Raw genomic sequence first — 20,894 nt, forward strand, 5'->3', positions numbered from 1 at the left:
AATATTCTGAACTATTTAAATAATATGCCTCATAGCTTAATTCTTAACCTCCTTCCCCTGTCGCCTATCCCTCCCCAGTTTCTCACAGGAAGACATCTGCACGCACTATTTTTAACCCTTGTCAGTTCCGTAGACCGCACATTAGGCGATCGCCTACATAACTCTACTGCAGATAAGGCTTTCACCCTCTCACCCCTACAAACTAATTTCCTTCAGGGAACTAGAGGAATATCTAAACTGCAACATACACACCAAGAAGCTATCCCCCCAGGAAAGCCTTGCTGGTGGCGCATCTCCCTCTTAGATGACACACTCTTTGGTCAACTTACCCAACTCTGGCTCAATCTTAACCCTAATCACCCTTGGCATCTAGGCCCCGCTGACTTGTATATTACCAGCATTCAAGGTACACCCCAATCTACCCAGCCTTGGGCTAATACTATACCCTATAGTGAATTATACCAGCAAGCCAGCGATCGCTATCGCACTATTCACTTTACTTTCTCGACACCCACCGCCTTCCGTCAAGGAAAATATGACACTACCCTCCCCACCAGAGAATGTATCTTTAATTCCCTACTTTCTCGGTGGAATAAATATAGTGAAATCCAAATTAATCAAATTGCTATTGACTCCATATTTCCCTCATTCTTCAAGGTTCATACAGAAATTGTCGCAGACTCTCGTAGTAAATTTATTGGATTTGTAGGAGAAGTGAGCTATCAAATCTTAGGAGAAATAGAACCTATAGACATTAAAAATATTAACGCCTTGGCTGATTTTGCCTTATATGCAGGGGTAGGACGGAAAACACCAATGGGTATGGGGATGATGCGGCGAACATATCAATCAAAACTGACAAAAAATTATGAATAATAGCGAATATATCCAGATTGCAGCCTTGAATCAATATGCCTATTGTCCTCATCGCTATTGGCGGATGTTTTGTGCTGGAGAGTTTACCGATAATCAATACACAATTGAAGGCACTAATTTACATGAACGTGTCCACACTATGGGTGATATTCATGGAGGAGAAGCCTGGGAGATTCGGGCGATTTATTTAAAATCAGAAACATATAACCTCATGGGCAAATCTGATGAAATCCAAGGCCGTCTCCTCGGTAAATATCTTATGGGAGAAATTGACAAATATCCACCACTAGTTATGAAATAAATTAAACCTTATGTTTGTAGTTATTTCCTACGACATACCAGAAGATAATCGCCGCAATAAAATTCACAAAATTCTTAAATCCTATGGACAGTGGATGCAGTATTCTGTATTTGAGTGCGATTTAACCCAAACTCAGTATGCTAAACTGCGATCGCGTTTATCTAAACTCATCAAACCAGACCAAGACAGCATCCGGTTTTATGTTCTTTGCGCTTGCTGTCAGGGAAAAGTCGAGCGCATTGGCGGTGAACTCCCCAGGGACAACACAGTCTTTTTTGCTTGAGTTTTGCGTCAACCAGTAGATGTTTTAACAAGATGGGGAAATTTTCAGGCTGAAATCCTTACCTCATCTGCTTTTGAACCCTCTCATCTTTAAATTAAGGTTGACGCACCCCAGTGAAACCTTTGCTGTCGCGTGTTTTGAGGTTAATTTCTCAAATGTTACTCTTGACAACCCAACTCCTGAAAAGCTATAGTTGTTTTAGATTGACGCAACAGAACCTTGAAAACTACATATATCAATGCTTTCACCTCCGGGCGGCTACAATTACCTATAATCCCTATCAGGGATTGAAACTCGCTAAACTATACTCACAGCATGAGTATAACCCGTGCTACAATACCTATAATCCCTATCAGGGATTGAAACGAGCTTGTATTGTGTCTGGTGTAATGCTTCTGCTACAATTACCTATAATCCCTATCAGGGATTGAAACGTTGGGATTTTTTTTTACAGGCGTGGGACTTGGATATAAGCTACAATTACCTATAATCCCTATCAGGGATTGAAACAAGAATCTGGATGATGTACTCTTTGATGATTTGTCGTCACAAGCTACAATTACCTATAATCCCTATCAGGGATTGAAACTATAAATATAGACTGGTTTATCCATGCTTCGTGGTAGTGTTACAATTACCTATAATCCCTATCAGGGATTGAAACTATAAATATAGACTGGTTTATCCATGCTTCGTGGTAGTGTTACAATTACCTATAATCCCTATCAGGGATTGAAACTATAAATATAGACTGGTTTATCCATGCTTCGTGGTAGTGTTACAATTACCTATAATCCCTATCAGGGATTGAAACAAATGGTACTTTTTATTATGTAAAAGATTTACCGCAAGCTACAATTACCTATAATCCCTGATAGGGATTGAAACTTGTCCCCTCCCATCACAAGGGGAGGGCTGGGGTCGGTTTATGTTATAATCACCTACAATCGGTGACCAGAAGGTTACAAAAAACCGGAGAAAATCAGATACTCCAGATTAAAAACTACTTTCAACAATCGGAACTATAGGCTCAAATGGTGGAGGCTCAGGATTAAGTAACTGCTGCCAATTCTTAATTTGCTGTTGCGCTGCATTATAAGCAGAACTACCTCGGGGAATTAACCTCGCCGTCTCAATCGCCCTAGGAAGATTAGAATTACTCTGAGAATTAGCAATGGTTAATAACTGCTGACTCCATTGGTTAACGGCAAAATTCACATCCATCCGTAAGGTGCTACTTCTGGGAACACGGTTCGCTATGGCGATCGCTTGAGACAAAGCCTCTGGCGTACCCGCACCTGCTACCTGTTGCGCCCTAGTCCAGTTTTCGCGGGCGCGGATTTGCCTTTGCCAATTACTTATCTCATTCCTAGCTTCCCCAGAAAGCGATCGCCGTGATGATGCAATGGGTTGTATTGTATTAATAGCAGCATTAAGATTACCACCTTGGGCTAGCATTCTGGCTCGATCTAAATAGGGCTGATCTTGTATACGCTCAATGGTGGCCGTCCATTGCCTAATTCTCCTCTGTGCCTCAGAATACAATGCCCGACCCTCACGGATTTGTCTAGCTTCCGATATTGCTGCTTGCAAAGCATTAATATCATTTGAACGCCATACCAATTGTTCAGCCCGTTCCAAAATAGGTCTATCTTCAATAGTCTCTACTTGGTTACGCCAACGGTTAATCTCTGTCCTTGCTTCCGAAGCCCGGGCGCTATTAGCCGAAACTAACTGAGCTTCAACAATGGCGGCTCTTAAATCTTCAACTCTCCCTTGACTAGCAATTGTTCTGGCTGTTTCCAAACGTGCCACATCTTGAATTTCCACTTCCCAATTAGCAATTAATGCCTGTGCCTCACCATAAATTGCTCTGGAAGCATCAACTTGTTGCGCCTGAAAGATTGCTGTCTCTAAGCCGGATACAGTACCAATCCATGCACTCCTTTTGGCATCAGTTAAGGTGATAAAGTCTTGGACTTCTACCTGCAACTGGGCATTATCTGGAATTTGTCTGGCAATATCTAGAGCTGTGCTGGCATCCCTCCTATCCAGACTTGCCTGTGCTAACTCTAGCATTTTTCTGCCAATTTCGGGAATCAACTCTTGTGCTTGTTGATAAAGGTAGCTTTCTGGTTTCAGGGACTCAGAAAGTTTAATCGCTTCTAATAAGTTATCTTGAACTTTCGTATTTGCTAGACGTTCCGCATTTGCTAACTTCTCGCCATCCTCTTTTGTTGATATAATCAAGTTATTTAACTGATTATATTTAACACCAGACCAGTACTGATTATCTACACGTATTAATTTAGCCGCCAGCATAGATGCCGATTGCCAGCGCCGTTGTCTTAATTCCCTTTCCACCTGGTTATATATTCCTTCCGCCTGAGACCAAATTGACTCCCATTTAGCGACCTGTTCATCTACTAATTTATAAGCCGCTAAATGTTTAGGTATCCGACGGACTGTGGCAATAGCCCCTGCTAAATCACCTGACTGAAAACTCTCGTTTGCCAGCCGTAAAATATCTTGCGACCATTCGGTAATAAAACGGTTAATTTCTCCCCCCAAGGGGTGATCCTCTGATATCTTACTCACCAAAGCGATCGCTCCGAGTAAATCATCCACATTTTGCCCAGCAGCTAGCTTCTGAGCGCAATATAACCGGACTGAAGCACTCACAAAAGGTCGAGACACCGCTGTACAAGTGGGACTACTTGGTAGCCTCAGCAACATTCTCATCGCTAGGAAACCGATACTGCCAGGTATTAATGTTAATATTAATCCCCACACAAACCAGTTTTTTGTCCAGCCCCCGTATTTCCCAGACTTTTGCCCAGGTAGACTAGTTGGAGCTGACTGCTGATGTAAAGGTGATTCGTAACTGTCTTGTTGTTGTTGATTCACTGACTTAGAGGTTGAACCATTAACCGAGACACCAAATGCTTGAATTTTAGCGAATTGTGGCGTTGGGGATAAACTGATCATATCATCTGGCTCTCCTTCTGGAGATGGGGACCAATTTTCTGGAATATCCCGCTGTGTCATTTCTCACACCAAAGTAGTTTAATAGTTGACTGTTATAGGCTGATAATGCCCATGCTCTCATACCAAATGGATGATAATTCCCCAGCTACCTGATTCAATATTCTCTGACCACAGATAGCATGAACAACATGGATTTATGGTATGATTATGTACTTTATCCAGAAACTGAAGATTCTGTTTCCAAATCAACAATTAATTGAGCCAGGTGATTAGTACTTGCTTGATAAACCTCGCCGCAAAACTCACAAGTTGCTTCTGCACCATGATCTTGAATAATCATATCTTGCAATTCCTCTGCCCCCAGCATTTTTAATGCTCCTAGTACGCGATCAAAAGAACAACCACAGTGGAAACGCAACATTTGATGTTCCGGAAATATTGACAGACCCATGTCTCCCAGTAAGTCATGAAAAATTTCTGGCAAAGTCTTACCAGCTTGTAATAATGGCGTAAATCCAGACAAGCTAGATACACGAGATTGCAATGTTTCCACTAAGGCTTCATCTCTCGCAGCCTTCGGTAAAACTTGTACCAGCAACCCCCCAGCAGCAGTTACACCACCAGATCCTACAAACACCCCTAAAACTAACGCTGAAGGTGTTTGTTCAGAACTAAGTAAGTAATGCGCTACATCATCACCTATTTCCCCCGATACCAGCTCTACTGTACTAGAGTAAGGATAGCCATAACCGATATCTCGCACTACATAGAGGTAACCATTACCCACCGCACCACCAACATCTAACTTACCTTTTTGATTAGGAGGCAATTCTACAGATGGGTTGGCTACATAGCCGCGGACTGTTCCATCTAAACCAGCATCAACCAAAATACCACCTAGAGGTCCATCGCTCTTAATGCGGACATTGACCCGGGAACCAGGCCGCTTCATACCAGAAGCCATCAATAAGCCAGCCGCCATAGTTCTTCCCAGTGCTGCTGTTGCCACATAGGACAGCCCATGACGTTGCCGTGCTTCTTCTGTTAAACGACTAGTAATAACACCTACAGCACGAATACCACCATCGGCAGCCGTGGCACGAATTAATTGATCAGCCATGAAAAACCTTACATTTCTTAATAAGCATACATTTTCTATTTTAAGTAGAAAACGACTCTGTGATTATGCCTTACTCCCTGTAGAATATGATTGTATTTGCAATACTAGAACTACAATTCACTAAAAGTCAGACTTAAACCTTAAATAATTATTAAAAAATGCTCGGTAATTTTCAACAAACTCAAATCCGGATAGAAATCACTGCTTCTGCCAGTGCGATTCGTGATAGTTTGCAACATCCGCAAAAACTGGCTCAATGGCTGGTGGTCCAAACCTTTACCCCGGGAATCCCAGAAGAACTACACACTGGCTGTGAGTTCACAACCTGGGCCGGTCCGATTGCAATTCATCATCAAGTAGACGTGGCGACACCTAATTGTTTGCGGTTGCTGCTTAGTGGGGGTATTGATGGCTTTCATGAATGGTACTGGGGAGAAGGTTGGGTACAGTCGCGCTTAGAAGGGATTTCAATTCTTCCTTTAAATCTTGCTCATACCCTAAATCTGTTAAGTTTGCGTCGGTTTTTGGCTGCAACACCTTAATAAAACTAAATATCTTAAACAGTCAAGAGGCGATTAATCGCCTCTGGAAGTAATTAACAATTCCGCTCCTCTCCCCTCATGTTGGTTTGACCACGAACACCGAACAATTGGCCTCCTCTACTACTTGAGTACTTACAGAACCCAAAACAATTCGCTTCATCCCAGTTAACCCCCGACTGCCAATGATAATTAGATCAGCCTTGTGAATGTTAGCAAGACGAATAATTTCTTCGGCAGGATCTCCGGTGACCAGTTCTAATTCACTGTTAAATGCTAATTTTTCTTTATAATTTAACAGTAATTTTTCAATATGAAAATCAGGCAGGTTAGAAGATTGTCGATGAGGGCTATCTGTAGATAGTTGCATCTTTGATTCTGGCGTGGGAAATACATGACAGAGAATGACTTTGGTATCACTGGAAAACACCAGGTCATTTAAAGTTTCAATGACTCGTTCTGCAATTTCCGATCCGTCAAGAGCTACCAAAACATTTTTTAGCACCACTCATCTCCTTAAAGGTAGACCCCTTTAATATAATTCCTTGATAGTAGTTGTTATCAGTTATAGCCCTGCTCTATTGCGGCTACTGCCTGACAATTTTCTATTTTGCATCTACTGAGTAACTTTTTACAATAGGTTCTCCAAAAAAAATCAACATTCAAAATTATTCTTGTTGCTGAATTCTCCGTCGGACCGAATCTTTATGAGATGGTAGTCCTTCCACTGTCGCTAAAGCGTCAATTGCCCCAGCTGCCTTTTGTAGTGCTGTCTGTGAGTATTGAATAATACTGGAATGTTTCAGAAAAGTTTCTACTCCTAAAGGTGAAGCATAACGAGCCGCACCGGAAGTTGGTAAAATGTGGTTAGGTCCGGCTAAATAGTCTCCCACTGCTTCTGGTGTTGAGTCCCCTAAGAAGATTGCCCCGGCGTGGCGAATATCGGCAAGTAATGCCCATGGATCTTGAACTTGTAATTCTAGGTGTTCTGGGGCAAATTCATTAGAAAATACTGCAGCTGCTGATAAGGACTCTACAACTACAATTAAACCGTAGTGAGCGATCGCTTTCTCTGTGTCTATCCGGCGTGGATGATCTACTAACTGTCTTTCCACAGCTACTTGGACGTTTTTAGCTAAAGCTGTATCCGTAGTCAACAAAATCGCCGCGGCCATTGGGTCATGTTCTGCTTGAGCTAATAAGTCCGCCGCCACATTCACAGGATTTGCTGTTTCATCGGCAATAATTAAAACTTCACTCGGACCGGCTAGGGAATCAATGCCGACAGTACCGTAAACGAGTTTTTTCGCTAAGGTGACATATATATTACCCGGACCAGTAATTACGTTCACTTTCGGAATCGTTTCTGTACCATAGGCCAAAGCCGCGATCGCTTGCGCCCCGCCAACTCGATAAACTTCTCGTATCCCTACCTCTTGTGCAGCTACTAAAACAGCCGGATTAATCCCTTTTCTCTTACCAGGCGGTGTGACCATGACTACACGAGATACCCCAGCCACTTTAGCTGGAATAGCATTCATAAGTACAGTACTCGGATAAGCTGCGCGACCACCAGGCACATATAAACCTGCACAATCTACGGGAGTATAGCGTTTGCCCACAACCACATCATCATCACCAAAGTGCACCCAACCTTTCGGGACACGCTGCCGGTGAAATGCTTCAATCTGGCGGCTAGCCAACTGAATCGCCTGGAGTAACTCCCGCGATACTTGTTGGTAAGCTGCATCCATTTCCGAGCTAGTAACACGCAATTCCTCTGATTTCAGGATGTGGTTATCGAATTCAGCTGTATAATGCAAAACAGCCTTGTCGCCTTGGCGCTTCACTGCTTGCAGTACCTCGCGCACAGTTGCTTCTTTGTGAAGCACGTGTTCATCGTGAGTACGATTGCAGATACGTTGTAGTTCTGATACAACATCTGCCTGCTGAGTAATGATTCGCAGCATGGAGTAAGGATAATGCCAAAATTTAGAATATTCCCGCCTGAGAATTAGTCTTAACTCTTCACCGATGAGGTGGTCGAGATCATCCTAACTCTCTTCTCTAGCTTAACCTGGATTTTTTTTGATACTTCCAAGGCTACCAACAGTAGTTTTTGTGTAGTTTACCCATGATGGTTTTACCTGTGTCAGCTTGTTTTATCCGCCGGTTTTTATCACCTCCGGATGGATTATCCATCACCTGGTAATTGTTAGGACTGAGCTTTAACTTAGTCAGTTAAGACTAAATCTTTGTTCAGATTACATCGTCCATCTGGCGAGTGCCGATTAGCCAGTCTATCGGTTCCCCCACGTTAAGGCGAGAGGTTGCTAACACAGACAAGGCACTTTGCTTTTCAGCACTTATATATATAACTACCTTATCTTAACGCATCTTAGCCAATGAGTACACACCAGGGCTAAAGTTGTCAAGGATACTTTAATTGAAAATGAAGCTGTCTGGCTTCACCCCCTGGTTACCCTCAGCATCAATGGTTCAACCACCTCACTCCTGTCTGTTCTATAGTCCTAGTTTCCACTTGCCACTCCCACAGATCAACAGAAAGTTTTTTTTTGATAAATTCTGACATTGGCAGTATGAGTGCTATATTAGTAAGTCTAGTAGTGTGTGTACATATTAATAGTATTTCTGGAATTGACCGTGGCGAATACAAAATCTGCTCTTAAACGTGCCCAAATCGCAGAACGCAATCGTCTGCGGAACAAAGCCTACAAATCAGCAGTAAAAACGCTGATGAAAAAATACTTGAGCGCTGTAGATGTCTATGCAGCTAATCCTAGCTCAGATTTAGAAAATGAGGTACAGTCCCGGCTGTCGGCAGCTGTCAGCAAAATTGACAAGGCCGTGAAGCGCGGTGTTCTGCATCCGAATAATGGCGCTAGGAAAAAATCAAGGTTGGCTCGCAAACTCAAATCACTGACACAATTCGCTGCTGAGTAGTTCAAGTGTTCAGTAATCAGTTACTATAGCTGATTACTGTCAGGGAACCATGACAAATAATGCAGGCACAGGGGAGCATGGTAGTTACTCTAAGCAACCTATGGGTATGAAAACATCAGAACTCATGACCAAGTTGCGCCCCCGGCGCACCAAACAATAAACCTACTATGCAGCTAATTGATACTCACGTCCATCTCAACTTTGATAGCTTTAATGGGGATTTACAAACATTGCGATCGCGATGGCAAGAAGCAGGTGTAGTGCATCTAGTACATTCGTGCGTCGAACCGTCAGAATTCCCGACCATCAAATCAATTGCAGACCAGTTCCCGGAAATCAGCTTTGCTGTTGGGTTACATCCCTTGGATGTTGATAAATGGCAACCGAATACAGCCCAAGAAATTCAATCTTTGGCTACCTCAAGCCGCCCCCAAGTGGTAGCTATTGGGGAAACCGGTATGGATCTCTATAAAGCCGATAACTACGCAGCCCAGCGCCTAGCCTTTGAGGCTCAATTAGCGATCGCCACCGAACTTAATTTACCGGTAATTATCCATTGTCGGGATGCAGCCGCACAAGTAAGGGAAATATTAGAACAATGGCGCAGCAGTACTGGAGAGTTTCCCCGGGGTGTAATGCATTGTTGGGGTGGAACACCGGAGGAAACCCGCTGGTTTATGGATAATGGTTTCTATATTAGCTTTAGCGGAACGGTAACTTTCAAAAACGCCAAGGCTATCCAAGCATCAGCTGCTATGGTCAGAAGCGATCGCCTACTAATAGAAACAGACTGTCCGTTTTTGTCCCCTGTGCCTAAACGGGGAGAGAAAAGGAATGAGCCTGCTAATGTCCTTTATGTAGCTGCAAAGCTAGCTGAACTACGAGGGCAAACCTTAGAAGCGATCGCTGCTCAAACTACTAAAAATGCTTGTCAATTATTTGGACTAGTAGGCGTTGCATAGTCTCCCTGACCTGATAGCGTGCTTCGTGGTAGTTGGTTCCATACACACAAGATCACGCATCCCTACCCACCTTGAGCAACAGAGCACTTAGTAACAGTGAAGAGTAAAAGGCATAAGTACCCCATGGTAGGAGCCGCTAAATTTATATCTCCGGTGGCGAGTCGCGCACCTGATCATCCTATCCAAAAACTCGAATCAGCAGGGAGCCACCCCATGCTAAACTCAATGGCTCCCACAGTTGAATCAGTGATCTGCTGTCTTCTACAGCCCTTCGCTATCATCAAAAAAACCAAAAATCTGGAAATACACAAAAAAATTACTTTAATTTTTTTCTTTTTTCCAGAAACAATTAAATACACCAAGTACTTTAGATACTGTGGTCTTATCAACTTGATTGCAGCAGACCAAAAAGCCTAGACTCAACCAGATCACTCTCCAAAGAACATTCGGTAAATCATAACTTAACTGATTTACTAAAATGGACAACCTAATGATGACCTTAGCAATAGCCAGCATGAGAACTTACTTAATCTGTAGAAAAGAAAGCCTACAACACCTTGGCATTAATTGTTAAAAGTAAAAAAAGCGTGTTAACATTTTTTATTTATTATCACCGCAGGTCATCCAATTAAAAGGAGATAGCAAACAAAAACTTCAACAATATTAGCGCAGTTGACAACAGAACATAACCGTACCTTCTTGCAGTAAAGGCTTGCCATGCCTAACAGCAGTCGGACTAAAAGGTTGAATAGAGAGAGCTAACAAAATGGCAGTGTTTGTTTAACTCTAGAAATAGCAGCATAGCGACCTGTCAGAGAAGTTCCCATGCATTGGTAGACACAAATAAATACCACCGGGGAGCAAAAAAACAACATTGCGTCCTACAAACAAAACTAACACAGGTTGACAATTTATGGACATAACTACAGATACATATATGGAACCAGCGTTTTTATTACCTGATTTAATTGAAATCCAGCGATCAAGTTTTCGCTGGTTTTTAGAAGAAGGATTAATAGAAGAACTAAACTCCTTTAGCCCAATTACCGACTACACAGGTAAATTAGAACTACACTTTCTCGGACAGAACTATAAACTCAAAGAACCAAAATACAGTGTTGAGGAATCAAAACGGCGTGACAGTACCTACGCTGTACAGATGTATGTACCTACACGTCTGCTGAACAAGGAAACAGGAGATATTAAAGAGCAAGAGGTATTTATCGGCGACCTGCCTTTAATGACAGACCGTGGTACTTTTATTATCAACGGAGCAGAACGGGTAATCGTTAACCAAATCGTCCGATCGCCTGGGGTTTACTACAAATCAGAAATCGACAAGAACGGTCGCCGTACCTATTCAGCTAGCTTAATTCCTAATCGCGGTGCTTGGCTCAAATTTGAAACAGACCGTAATGATTTAGTGTGGGTACGCATTGACAAAACCCGTAAACTCTCAGCCCAAGTTCTATTAAAAGCCTTGGGTTTATCGGATAACGAAATATTTGACGCCCTCCGTCACCCAGAATACTTTCAAAAAACCATCGAAAAAGAAGGGCAATTTTCAGAAGAAGAAGCCCTGATGGAATTATACCGCAAACTCCGCCCTGGTGAACCACCCACGGTATTAGGTGGACAACAGCTACTAGATTCCCGCTTCTTCGACCCCAAACGTTATGACCTTGGTCGCGTAGGTCGCTACAAACTTAACAAAAAATTACGGCTGTCTGTTCCCGACACCACCAGAGTATTAACGCCCGGAGATATTTTGGCAGCCATAGACTACCTGATTAACTTAGAATATGACATTGGTAATATAGATGACATCGATCATCTGGGTAATCGTCGAGTCAGAAGTGTAGGGGAACTCCTGCAAAACCAAGTGAGAGTGGGCTTAAACCGGTTAGAACGAATTATTAGAGAACGGATGACAGTATCCGATGCCGAAGCCCTCACCCCAGCATCCCTGGTTAATCCTAAACCATTAGTAGCAGCAATCAAAGAATTCTTTGGCTCCAGTCAACTCAGCCAGTTTATGGATCAAACTAATCCCTTGGCAGAACTGACCCACAAACGCCGCCTAAGCGCTCTTGGTCCAGGGGGGTTAACACGGGAACGAGCGGGTTTTGCAGTCCGAGACATTCACCCCTCCCACTACGGCAGAATTTGCCCCATCGAAACACCAGAAGGACCCAATGCGGGGTTAATTGGTTCCCTAGCTACCCATGCGCGGGTTAATCAATATGGGTTCCTAGAAACACCCTTTCGCCCGGTGGAAAATGGTCGGGTGCGCTTTGACCTGCCGCCAGTTTACATGACTGCCGATGAAGAAGACGACCTACGCACAGCCACCGGTGATATCCCCTTAGATGAAAATGGCTACATCAAGGGTCCGTCTGTACCTGTGCGCTATCGTCAAGACTGGGCAACCACAACCCCAGAAGAAGTGGACTATGTGGCAGTTTCACCGGTACAGATTGTTTCTGTTGCCACTAGTATGATTCCCTTCTTGGAACATGACGACGCTAACCGCGCTCTCATGGGTTCCAATATGCAACGCCAAGCTGTCCCCCTATTAAAGCCAGAACGTCCCCTGGTCGGTACTGGTTTAGAAGCCCAAGGAGCACGGGATTCAGGGATGGTAATTGTTTCCCGCACCGATGGGGAAGTTACCTATGTAGACGCGAAGGAAATTCGGGTTAAACCTTTTGGTGACGCACCAGAAATTAAGTATCGCCTGTCTAAATACCAAAGATCCAACCAAGATACTTGTTTAAATCAAAAGCCCCTAGTGCGCATTGGCGAGCGAGTCATCGCTGGTCAAGTGTTAGCAGATGGGTCTTCTACAGAGGGGGGGGAATTAGCCCTAGGTCAAAACATCATCGTCGCCTATATGCCCTGGGAGGGTTATAACTACGAAGATGCTATCTTAATTTCTGAGAGACTAGTACAAGATGACATTTATACCTCAATTCACATTGAGAAATACGAAATTGAAGCCAGACAAACTAAATTAGGACCAGAAGAAATTACCAGAGAAATTCCTAATGTTGGGGAAGATGCTTTACGCCAACTGGATGAACAGGGAATTATCCGGGTGGGGGCTTGGGTAGAGTCTGGTGATATTTTAGTAGGGAAGGTTACACCCAAGGGAGAATCAGACCAACCCCCAGAAGAAAAACTATTGCGGGCTATTTTTGGCGAAAAAGCTAGGGATGTCCGAGATAATTCCCTGCGGGTTCCCAATGGCGAAAAAGGGCGAGTAGTAGATGTGCGGTTATTCACCAGAGAACAAGGTGATGAATTACCCCCCGGAGCTAACATGGTCGTGCGGGTCTATGTCGCCCAAAAGCGCAAAATCCAAGTTGGCGATAAAATGGCGGGTCGCCACGGTAACAAGGGAATCATTTCTCGGATATTACCAGTGGAAGATATGCCATACCTAGCCGATGGTTCCACTGTGGATATAGTCCTTAACCCCTTGGGGGTTCCCAGCCGGATGAATGTAGGTCAAGTATTTGAGTGTATGTTAGGTTGGGCTGCCCATAATTTAGGTGTAAGGTTTAAAATTACACCCTTTGATGAAATGTATGGTGAAGAAACATCCCGCACTTTAGTACACAGTAAACTACAGGAAGCGAGGGACGAAACAGGGAAAGACTGGGTATATAACCCGGATAACCCGGGTAAAATAAATGTCTTTGATGGTCGCACAGGGGAACCCTTCGATCGCCCAATAACCGTAGGTGTAGCTTACATCCTCAAGCTTGTTCACTTAGTTGATGATAAAATTCACGCCCGATCTACAGGCCCATACTCCCTTGTTACCCAGCAACCTTTAGGAGGTAAAGCCCAGCAGGGGGGTCAAAGATTTGGAGAAATGGAAGTTTGGGCTTTAGAAGCCTTTGGTGCTGCTTATACCTTGCAAGAGTTACTGACTGTTAAATCAGATGATATGCAGGGACGAAATGAAGCGTTAAATGCGATCGTCAAAGGTAAATCTATTCCCCGACCAGGTACCCCCGAATCATTTAAAGTCCTGATGCGAGAATTGCAATCTTTAGGGTTAGACATAGCCGTACATAAAGTAGAAACCCAAGCCGACGGTAGTTCACTAGATGTAGAAGTTGATTTAATGGCAGACCAAAACCACCGCCGTACTCCCCCCCGTCCCACCTATGAGTCTCTTACCCGTGACTCCTTAGAGGAAGACTAAAAAACCTGTACAGATGACGGCTGACAGTTAACTGTTGACTGTGGTCGGTGAGCGGAGTCGAACCGTTGACTGTCAACAGTGAACGCATTTAACGATTTACTCATGAGTAAGGAAATATGAGAACAATACAGTCAAATCAATTTGATTATGTAAAAATCGGTTTAGCCTCACCCGATCGCATTCGCCAATGGGGAGAGAGGACATTACCTAATGGTCAGCTAGTAGGTGAGGTAACCAAGCCAGAGACTATAAATTACCGCACCCTCAAGCCCGAAATGGATGGTCTATTCTGCGAGCGCATCTTCGGACCAGCAAAAGATTGGGAATGTCACTGCGGCAAATACAAACGAGTTCGTCACCGTGGTATCGTCTGCGAACGCTGCGGCGTTGAAGTAACAGAATCCCGCGTCCGTCGCCACCGTATGGGATACATCAAACTAGCAGCCCCAGTCGCCCATGTATGGTATCTCAAAGGTATTCCCAGTTATATCTCCATCCTGTTGGATATGCCATTGCGGGATGTGGAGCAAATCGTTTACTTTAACTCCTACGTCGTCCTCAGCCCCGGTAACGCGGAAACTCTAAGTTATAAACAGTTACTGAGTGAAGACCAGTGGCTAGAAATTGAAGACCAAATTTATAGCGAAGACTCTGTACTACAGGGTGTGGAAGTGGGAATCGGCGCCGAAGCCTTATTACGGTTACTAGGTGACATCAACCTAGAACAAGAAGCCGAAAACCTCCGGGAAGAAATCGCCGGTTCCAAAGGTCAGAAACGTGCCAAACTCATCAAACGCCTGCGGGTAATTGACAACTTTATCGCCACCGGTTCCCAACCAGAATGGATGGTGATGTCCGTTATTCCCGTCATCCCCCCAGACCTCCGCCCCATGGTGCAGCTAGATGGGGGCAGATTTGCCACCAGTGACCTCAATGACCTCTATCGTCGCGTAATTAACCGCAATAACCGGTTGGCACGGTTACAAGAAATATTAGCCCCAGAAATTATCGTCCGCAACGAAAAGCGGATGTTGCAAGAAGCTGTTGACGCTTTAATCGACAACGGTCGCCGGGGACGGACTGTAGTCGGCGCAAACAATCGCCCCCTTAAATCCCTATCCGACATCATCGAAGGTAAGCAAGGACGTTTCCGCCAGAACCTCCTAGGTAAACGGGTAGACTATTCGGGACGCTCAGTAATTGTGGTAGGTCCTAAGTTAAATATCCACCAGTGTGGTTTACCCAGGGAGATGGCGATCGAACTGTTTCAACCCTTTGTAATTAATCGCCTCATCCGCTGCGGAATGGTGAATAACATCAAAGCTGCTAAAAAATTAATATCCCGCAATGACCCCTGTATTTGGGATGTCCTCGAAGAAGTAATCGAAGGTCATCCTGTTATGCTCAACCGCGCTCCTACCCTGCACCGCCTAGGGATTCAAGCCTTTGAACCGATTCTAGTAGAAGGTCGAGCTATTCAACTACACCCCTTAGTTTGTCCCGCTTTTAATGCGGACTTTGACGGCGACCAAATGGCGGTTCATGTACCTTTATCTCTGGAGAGTCAGTCGGAAGCACGGTTACTGATGTTAGCTTCTAATAATATCTTGTCCCCAGCTACCGGTAGACCAATTATTACACCCAGCCAAGACATGGTATTAGGGGCTTATTATCTCACTGCTGAAAATCCAGCAGCTACAAAGGGCGCGGGTCGTTACTACGCTTCCTTGGATGATGTCATCATAGCTTTCCATCAACAGCAGGTAGACTTACACGCTTATATTTATGTGCGCTTTGATGGGGAAGTGGAAAGCGACCAGGTGGATACAGAACCTTTGGAGATGACGGAAAACGAAGATGGTACTAAAACTATGATGTATAAATATCGCCGGGTGAGATTAGATGCTGAGGGTAATTTACTGAGTCAGTATGTCCGCACCACCCCGGGACGAGTGATTTATAACAAGGCGATTCAAGAAGCGTTGGCGGTGTAAATTGTTGACTGTTGACTGTTGACGGTTGACTGTTGACGGTTGGCGGTTGACTGTTGACTGTTGGCGGTTCCCTATATTACAAACTAAGGAATTACTCATGACTAAAGAAACTAATGTATTTCGCAATCGGGTAGTTGATAAAGGTCAACTGAGAAAATTAATATCCTGGGCTTTTGTCAACTATGGCACTGCTCGGACTGCGGTGATGGCAGATAAACTAAAGGATTTAGGGTTCCGCTACGCTACTAAGGCGGGAGTTTCCATTAGTGTGGATGATTTAATGATTCCACCCACTAAGCGATCGCTCCTAGAAGCAGCAGAGGAAGAAATCAGAGCTACGGAAAACCGCTATCAACGAGGGGAAATCACGGAAGTAGAACGGTTCCAAAAGGTTATCGACACCTGGAATGGAACCAGTGAAGCCCTCAAAGATGAAGTAGTAGTACACTTCAAAAGCACCGACCCCTTAAACTCTGTGTACATGATGGCTTTCTCAGGAGCTAGAGGGAATATTTCCCAAGTCCGTCAGTTGGTGGGGATGCGCGGCTTGATGGCTGACCCCCAAGGGGAAATCATTGACCTACCCATCAAAACCAACTTCCGGGAAGGCTTAACAGTGACTGAGTATATTATTTCCTCCTATGGAGCGCGTAAGGGCTTGGTAGATACGGCTCTACGTACAGCGGACTCCGGTTATCTCACCCGTCGCTTAGTGGATGTTTCCCAAGATGTGATTATCCGCGAAATAGACTGCGGTACTACTAGGGGTATTCCTTTAACAGCCATGACTGAAGGAGGCAAGATTTTAATACCCCTGTCTCAACGCCTCCTAGGACGGGTAATTGCAGAGGATGTGATTCACCCGGAAACTCAAGAAATCATCGCCCCTCGTAATACACCAGTATCCGATGAATTAGCAGAAAAGATTGAGCGCGGGGGAATTACAGAGGTAGTAGTGCGATCGCCCCTCACCTGCGAAGCCGCCCGCTCTGTCTGTCAAAACTGTTACGGCTGGAGTTTAGCCCATGGCAAAATGGTTGACCTAGGGGAAGCTGTAGGGATTATCGCCGCCCAGAGTATTGGGGAACCAGGAACCCAGTTAACCATGCGTACATTCCACACAGGTGGTGTGTTTACCGGCGAAGTCGCCCAACAGGTTCGCTCCAAGAGTGAAGGAACCATCCGCCTCCCCCGGAAACTCCGCACCCGCAGCTATCGTACCCGCCATGGAGAAGATGCTTTATACGTGGAAGCCAATGGGGTGATTCACCTCCACCCCCTGACAACAACTGGGGATGCAGCCATTACCAACTCCCCCTTGGAAGTTCAAGAAATTAAAGTCACCCAAGGTTCTACCCTCTATGTCCAAAACGGACAACAGGTAAAGGTAGGACAACTATTAGCGGAAGTAGCCCTAGGGGGACGCACCACCAGGACTAATACAGAGAAAGCGGTCAAAGATGTAGCTTCCGACTTGGCGGGAGAAGTGTTATTTGCTGATGTTGTTCCAGAACAAAAAACTGATCGCCAAGGTAATACCACCACCACTGCAGCTAGGGGTGGTTTAATTTGGGTACTCTCCGGTGAAGTTTATAATTTACCCCCCGGTGCTGAACTGGTAGTAGAAAATGGAGACCAGATTAATAGTAATGGCGTTTTAGCAGAAACCAAACTCACCACCCAACATGGGGGGGTAGTTCGCCTACCAGCTAATGAACCGGGTAAGAACGCCAGGGAAGTAGAAATTATCACAGCTTCTGTCATCCTAGACCAAGCTTCAGTGACGGTGGAAAGTTCCCAAGGACGTAACCACTATTTAATTACCACCAGCAACAACCAAGTATTTAACCTGCGGGCGACACCAGGGACAAAAGTACAAAATAACCAGGTGGTCGCGGAACTAATTGACGATCGCTACCGCACCAACACAGGAGGGTTACTCCGGTTTGCAGGGGTAGAGGTACAGAAAAAAGGCAAAGCCAAACTTGGTTACGAAGTCGTACAAGGTGGTACCCTGCTGTGGATTCCCGAAGAAACCCACGAAGTCAATAAAGATATCTCCCTCCTGTTGGTTGAAGATGGACAATTTGTGGAAGCTGGAACAGAAATAGTTAAAGATATTTTCTGTCAAAACAGCGGGGTGATAGAAATCACCCAGAAAAATGATATCTTGCGAGAGGTAGTAATTAAACCCGGTGAATTACTGCTGGTAGATACTTCAACTTCAGCTGCGCTCAGTTCAAACTTAACTACAAGCTTAACTACTGATGGGGACGAATCCTCTCCTCTAGATTCCCATGGGGGGATAGATTCCGACCTAGAAAAAATCATGGCACTGGATAATACCTTCATCCAACCGGGTCAGGAGTTCCAAGGGAACATATCCACAGAGTTACGCTACATCCAATATGTAGAAACTCCCGAAGGTCCGGCTCTTTTAAGTCGTCCTGTAGTTGAGTTCCCCGTATCTAACCAGCCTGATGTACCATCTACAACCTCAATTAACCAACAAACGGGGCGATCTATTCAACTACGCGCCATACAACGTTTACCCTATAAGGATTCAGAACGGGTAAAATCAGTGGATGGGGTGGAACTATTGCGTACCCAGTTAGTGTTGGAAATTGAGCAAGATGGGGAAGACCATAGTAGTTCTCCCTTGGCTGCGGATATTGAATTAGTTGAGGATACAGAGCAACCAGATATTCACCGCTTACAGCTGGTAATTTTGGAATCTTTAGTGGTGCGGCGAGATATTGCAGCGGATGCAACCCAAGGTAGTACCCAAACTACTTTGGAGGTTGAGGATGGAGACAGCATCGCCCCTGGTGCGGTTGTAGCTCGGACGAAGATTTTAGCTAAGGAAGGGGGAATAGTCCGGGGTGTGCGGGCTGATGGGGAATCCGTGCGCCGCTGCTTGGTGTTGCGTCAGGATGACCAGGTGGTGGTTAACTGTGGTGGCGAACCCACGGTGAAGCCAGGTGATTTATTAGTCGAAGGTGGAGAGGTAGCGCCGGGTATCCACACTGAGGAGTCTGGTCAGGTGTGGTCTGTAACTCCTTTACCTTCTGGTGAATATGCTGTTTATGTGCGGCTTGGTCGTCCTTACCGAGTCAGTCCCGGTGCAGTGTTGCAGGTGGAGAATGGGGACTTGGTGCAACGGGGTGATAACTTGGTGTTGTTGGTGTTTGAGCGGGCGAAGACTGGGGATATTATCCAAGGGTTACCGCGGATTGAAGAATTGCTGGAAGCCCGTAAACCCAAGGAAGCCTGTATTTTAGCCCGGCGCTCTGGGGAGTTACAAGTGGTTTATGGTGATGGTGGGGATGAGGCGATCGCTGGGAGAGTCATTGAACCCGGTGGAACAGTGACGGAGTACCCCCTGGGACCTGGACAAAATTTAGTCATTCCAGACGGGGGGACAGTGAAGGCGGGGGAACCCTTGAGCGATGGACCCTCTAACCCCCATGAAATTTTGGATGTCTTCTTTAACTTAGGTTCCGAGGATGGGATTTATGCTTGTGCTAGTCATGCACTGCAAAAGGTGCAAACCTTTTTAGTGAATGAAGTCCAGATGGTGTATCAGTCCCAGGGGATTGATATTGCTGACAAACACATTGAAGTCATTGTCCGCCAAATGACCAACAAGGTGAGGATTGATGACGGTGGCGACACAACCATGTTACCAGGGGAGTTGGTGGAACTCCGACAGGTAGAGCAGGTGAATGAAGCTATGGCCATTACAGGGGGTGCAAGAGCACAGTATACCCCTGTGTTGCTGGGGATTACTAAGGCATCGTTGAATACTGATAGCTTTATTTCCGCTGCATCCTTCCAGGAGACGACCAGAGTTTTAACCGAGGCTGCGATCGAAGGAAAATCCGACTGGCTGCGGGGGTTGAAAGAGAACGTGATTATTGGTCGGTTAATTCCAGCAGGGACTGGTTACAACACCTACGAGGAGCCGGGGGCGTTGGATGAGTACACACAGATTGAGAGTACAGGGGTGTTGGATGAGGTTGATGATGCCATGGATATGGTGTTAGATGACCGCACAGCCAGGAGTTACAACTTGGATGCTGCTGATTTAGGTGATGGTGCTTTTGGGTTAAAGCAACCCGGAAGGGGGATGAGTCGGTCTATTTTGGATGAAGAGGATGAGTTAATTGCTGATGATATAGTTAACGACCTGGTAGAAGATGAGGATGAGTATGAGGATGATTTAGATGAGGATGAGGATTTTTAACACCTTCCACTCTCAGCTTTAGTCTCCAGAGGTTAGGACACCCTAACCTCTGTTGGTGTCGCGATGGGTATATAGAATAGCGATCGCCTTGGTCGGTGAGCGGAGTCGAACCGTTAGCAGATCGCTCCATAGACAGCCACCCCGCCGCCGATGTGTGCCAGGTGCAAAGCTTGGTTTCCATTCAAATAGTGTCTCCAGCTAGTGGGGACCCTTCCATTTTCAACACAGTCCCAGTAAGAAGTCCAGAGGCGCTTTCCGATAGCGATCGCGTGGCGTTAGCCAGGTTCAAGAAACTTAACGGATGAAATGGCATTTAGCATAGTAGTCAAACAGCTAAAACCCTTATATAGCAAGTGACGGAGGTTCAGAACAGAAAAATCATCATTTCGGCGATTTTGATCGAAA

Annotated in this window: 13 protein-coding genes and 1 pseudogene; 10 read left to right on the top strand and 4 right to left on the bottom strand. The window is 45.1% G+C overall.

The features are described from left to right. Nucleotides 1-24: 24 nt before the first annotated feature. From cas6 to cas2, 3 genes and pseudogenes are all read left to right on the top strand, one after another. Entirely contained in the window at nucleotides 25-876 is an 852-nt protein-coding gene (cas6, locus tag IM676_RS07960; protein ID WP_200990125.1) for a CRISPR-associated endoribonuclease Cas6, read from the top strand. Next, nucleotides 869-1,111, top strand: a pseudogene (locus IM676_RS07965) (CRISPR-associated protein Cas4); the annotation flags it as partial. The gene cas6 and the pseudogene IM676_RS07965, both read left to right, overlap by 8 nt. Before the next feature lie 76 nt (nucleotides 1,112-1,187). Beyond that, nucleotides 1,188-1,460, top strand: coding sequence for a CRISPR-associated endonuclease Cas2 (gene cas2, locus IM676_RS07970; RefSeq protein WP_200989691.1), 273 nt, complete (start codon nucleotides 1,188-1,190; stop codon nucleotides 1,458-1,460). Nucleotides 1,461-2,456: 996 nt separating this feature from the next. Here cas2 and IM676_RS07975 read toward each other — a convergent pair. Beyond that, complete coding sequence (locus IM676_RS07975; RefSeq protein WP_200989692.1) at nucleotides 2,457-4,508, bottom strand: chromosome segregation ATPase; 2,052 nt, start codon at nucleotides 4,506-4,508, stop codon at nucleotides 2,457-2,459. 154 nt (nucleotides 4,509-4,662) lie between these two features. After that, the gene (gene hslO / locus IM676_RS07980) at nucleotides 4,663-5,568 is read right to left on the bottom strand and encodes an Hsp33 family molecular chaperone HslO (protein WP_200989693.1); all 906 of its coding nucleotides are present in this window, start codon (nucleotides 5,566-5,568) and stop codon (nucleotides 4,663-4,665) included. A gap of 158 nt (nucleotides 5,569-5,726) precedes the next feature. Here hslO and IM676_RS07985 point away from each other — a divergent pair, with 158 nt between their 5' ends. Next, a complete protein-coding gene (locus IM676_RS07985) occupies nucleotides 5,727-6,110 on the top strand; it encodes a hypothetical protein (RefSeq protein WP_200989694.1) in 384 nt (127 codons plus the stop codon). Between the two features lie 76 nt (nucleotides 6,111-6,186). Here IM676_RS07985 and IM676_RS07990 read toward each other — a convergent pair whose 3' ends face one another. Together IM676_RS07990 and hisD are read right to left on the bottom strand one after the other, a co-directional pair. After that, the gene (locus IM676_RS07990) at nucleotides 6,187-6,612 is read right to left on the bottom strand and encodes a universal stress protein (RefSeq protein WP_200989695.1); all 426 of its coding nucleotides are present in this window, start codon (nucleotides 6,610-6,612) and stop codon (nucleotides 6,187-6,189) included. Nucleotides 6,613-6,775: 163 nt separating this feature from the next. Next, nucleotides 6,776-8,077, bottom strand: coding sequence for a histidinol dehydrogenase (gene hisD, locus IM676_RS07995; protein ID WP_200989696.1), 1,302 nt, complete (start codon nucleotides 8,075-8,077; stop codon nucleotides 6,776-6,778). A 694-nt stretch (nucleotides 8,078-8,771) separates the two neighbouring features. Here hisD and rpsT point away from each other — a divergent pair. The 6 genes from rpsT (at nucleotide 8,772) to IM676_RS08025 (ending at nucleotide 20,794) form a co-directional block, all read left to right on the top strand. Beyond that, on the top strand, nucleotides 8,772-9,071 hold the full coding sequence (gene rpsT, locus IM676_RS08000) for a 30S ribosomal protein S20 (RefSeq protein ID WP_200989697.1): 300 nt from the start codon (nucleotides 8,772-8,774) through the stop codon (nucleotides 9,069-9,071). Between the two features lie 167 nt (nucleotides 9,072-9,238). Continuing rightward, nucleotides 9,239-10,033, top strand: coding sequence for a TatD family hydrolase (locus tag IM676_RS08005; RefSeq protein ID WP_200989698.1), 795 nt, complete (start codon nucleotides 9,239-9,241; stop codon nucleotides 10,031-10,033). A 919-nt stretch (nucleotides 10,034-10,952) separates the two neighbouring features. Beyond that, nucleotides 10,953-14,249, top strand: a complete 3,297-nt coding sequence (rpoB, locus tag IM676_RS08010; protein WP_200990126.1) for a DNA-directed RNA polymerase subunit beta — start codon at nucleotides 10,953-10,955, stop codon at nucleotides 14,247-14,249. Between the two features lie 116 nt (nucleotides 14,250-14,365). Further along, entirely contained in the window at nucleotides 14,366-16,243 is a 1,878-nt protein-coding gene (locus IM676_RS20010; RefSeq protein WP_200989699.1) for a DNA-directed RNA polymerase subunit gamma, read from the top strand. 97 nt (nucleotides 16,244-16,340) lie between these two features. Continuing rightward, nucleotides 16,341-20,489, top strand: coding sequence for a DNA-directed RNA polymerase subunit beta'' (locus IM676_RS08020; RefSeq protein ID WP_200990127.1), 4,149 nt, complete (start codon nucleotides 16,341-16,343; stop codon nucleotides 20,487-20,489). 95 nt (nucleotides 20,490-20,584) lie between these two features. Further along, entirely contained in the window at nucleotides 20,585-20,794 is a 210-nt protein-coding gene (locus IM676_RS08025) for a hypothetical protein (RefSeq protein WP_200989700.1), read from the top strand. The last annotated feature ends 100 nt before the right edge of the window (nucleotides 20,795-20,894 follow it).

Source organism: Anabaenopsis elenkinii CCIBt3563, assembly GCF_015245355.1.
GTDB classification, from domain to species: Bacteria; Cyanobacteriota; Cyanobacteriia; order Cyanobacteriales; family Nostocaceae; genus Anabaenopsis; species Anabaenopsis elenkinii.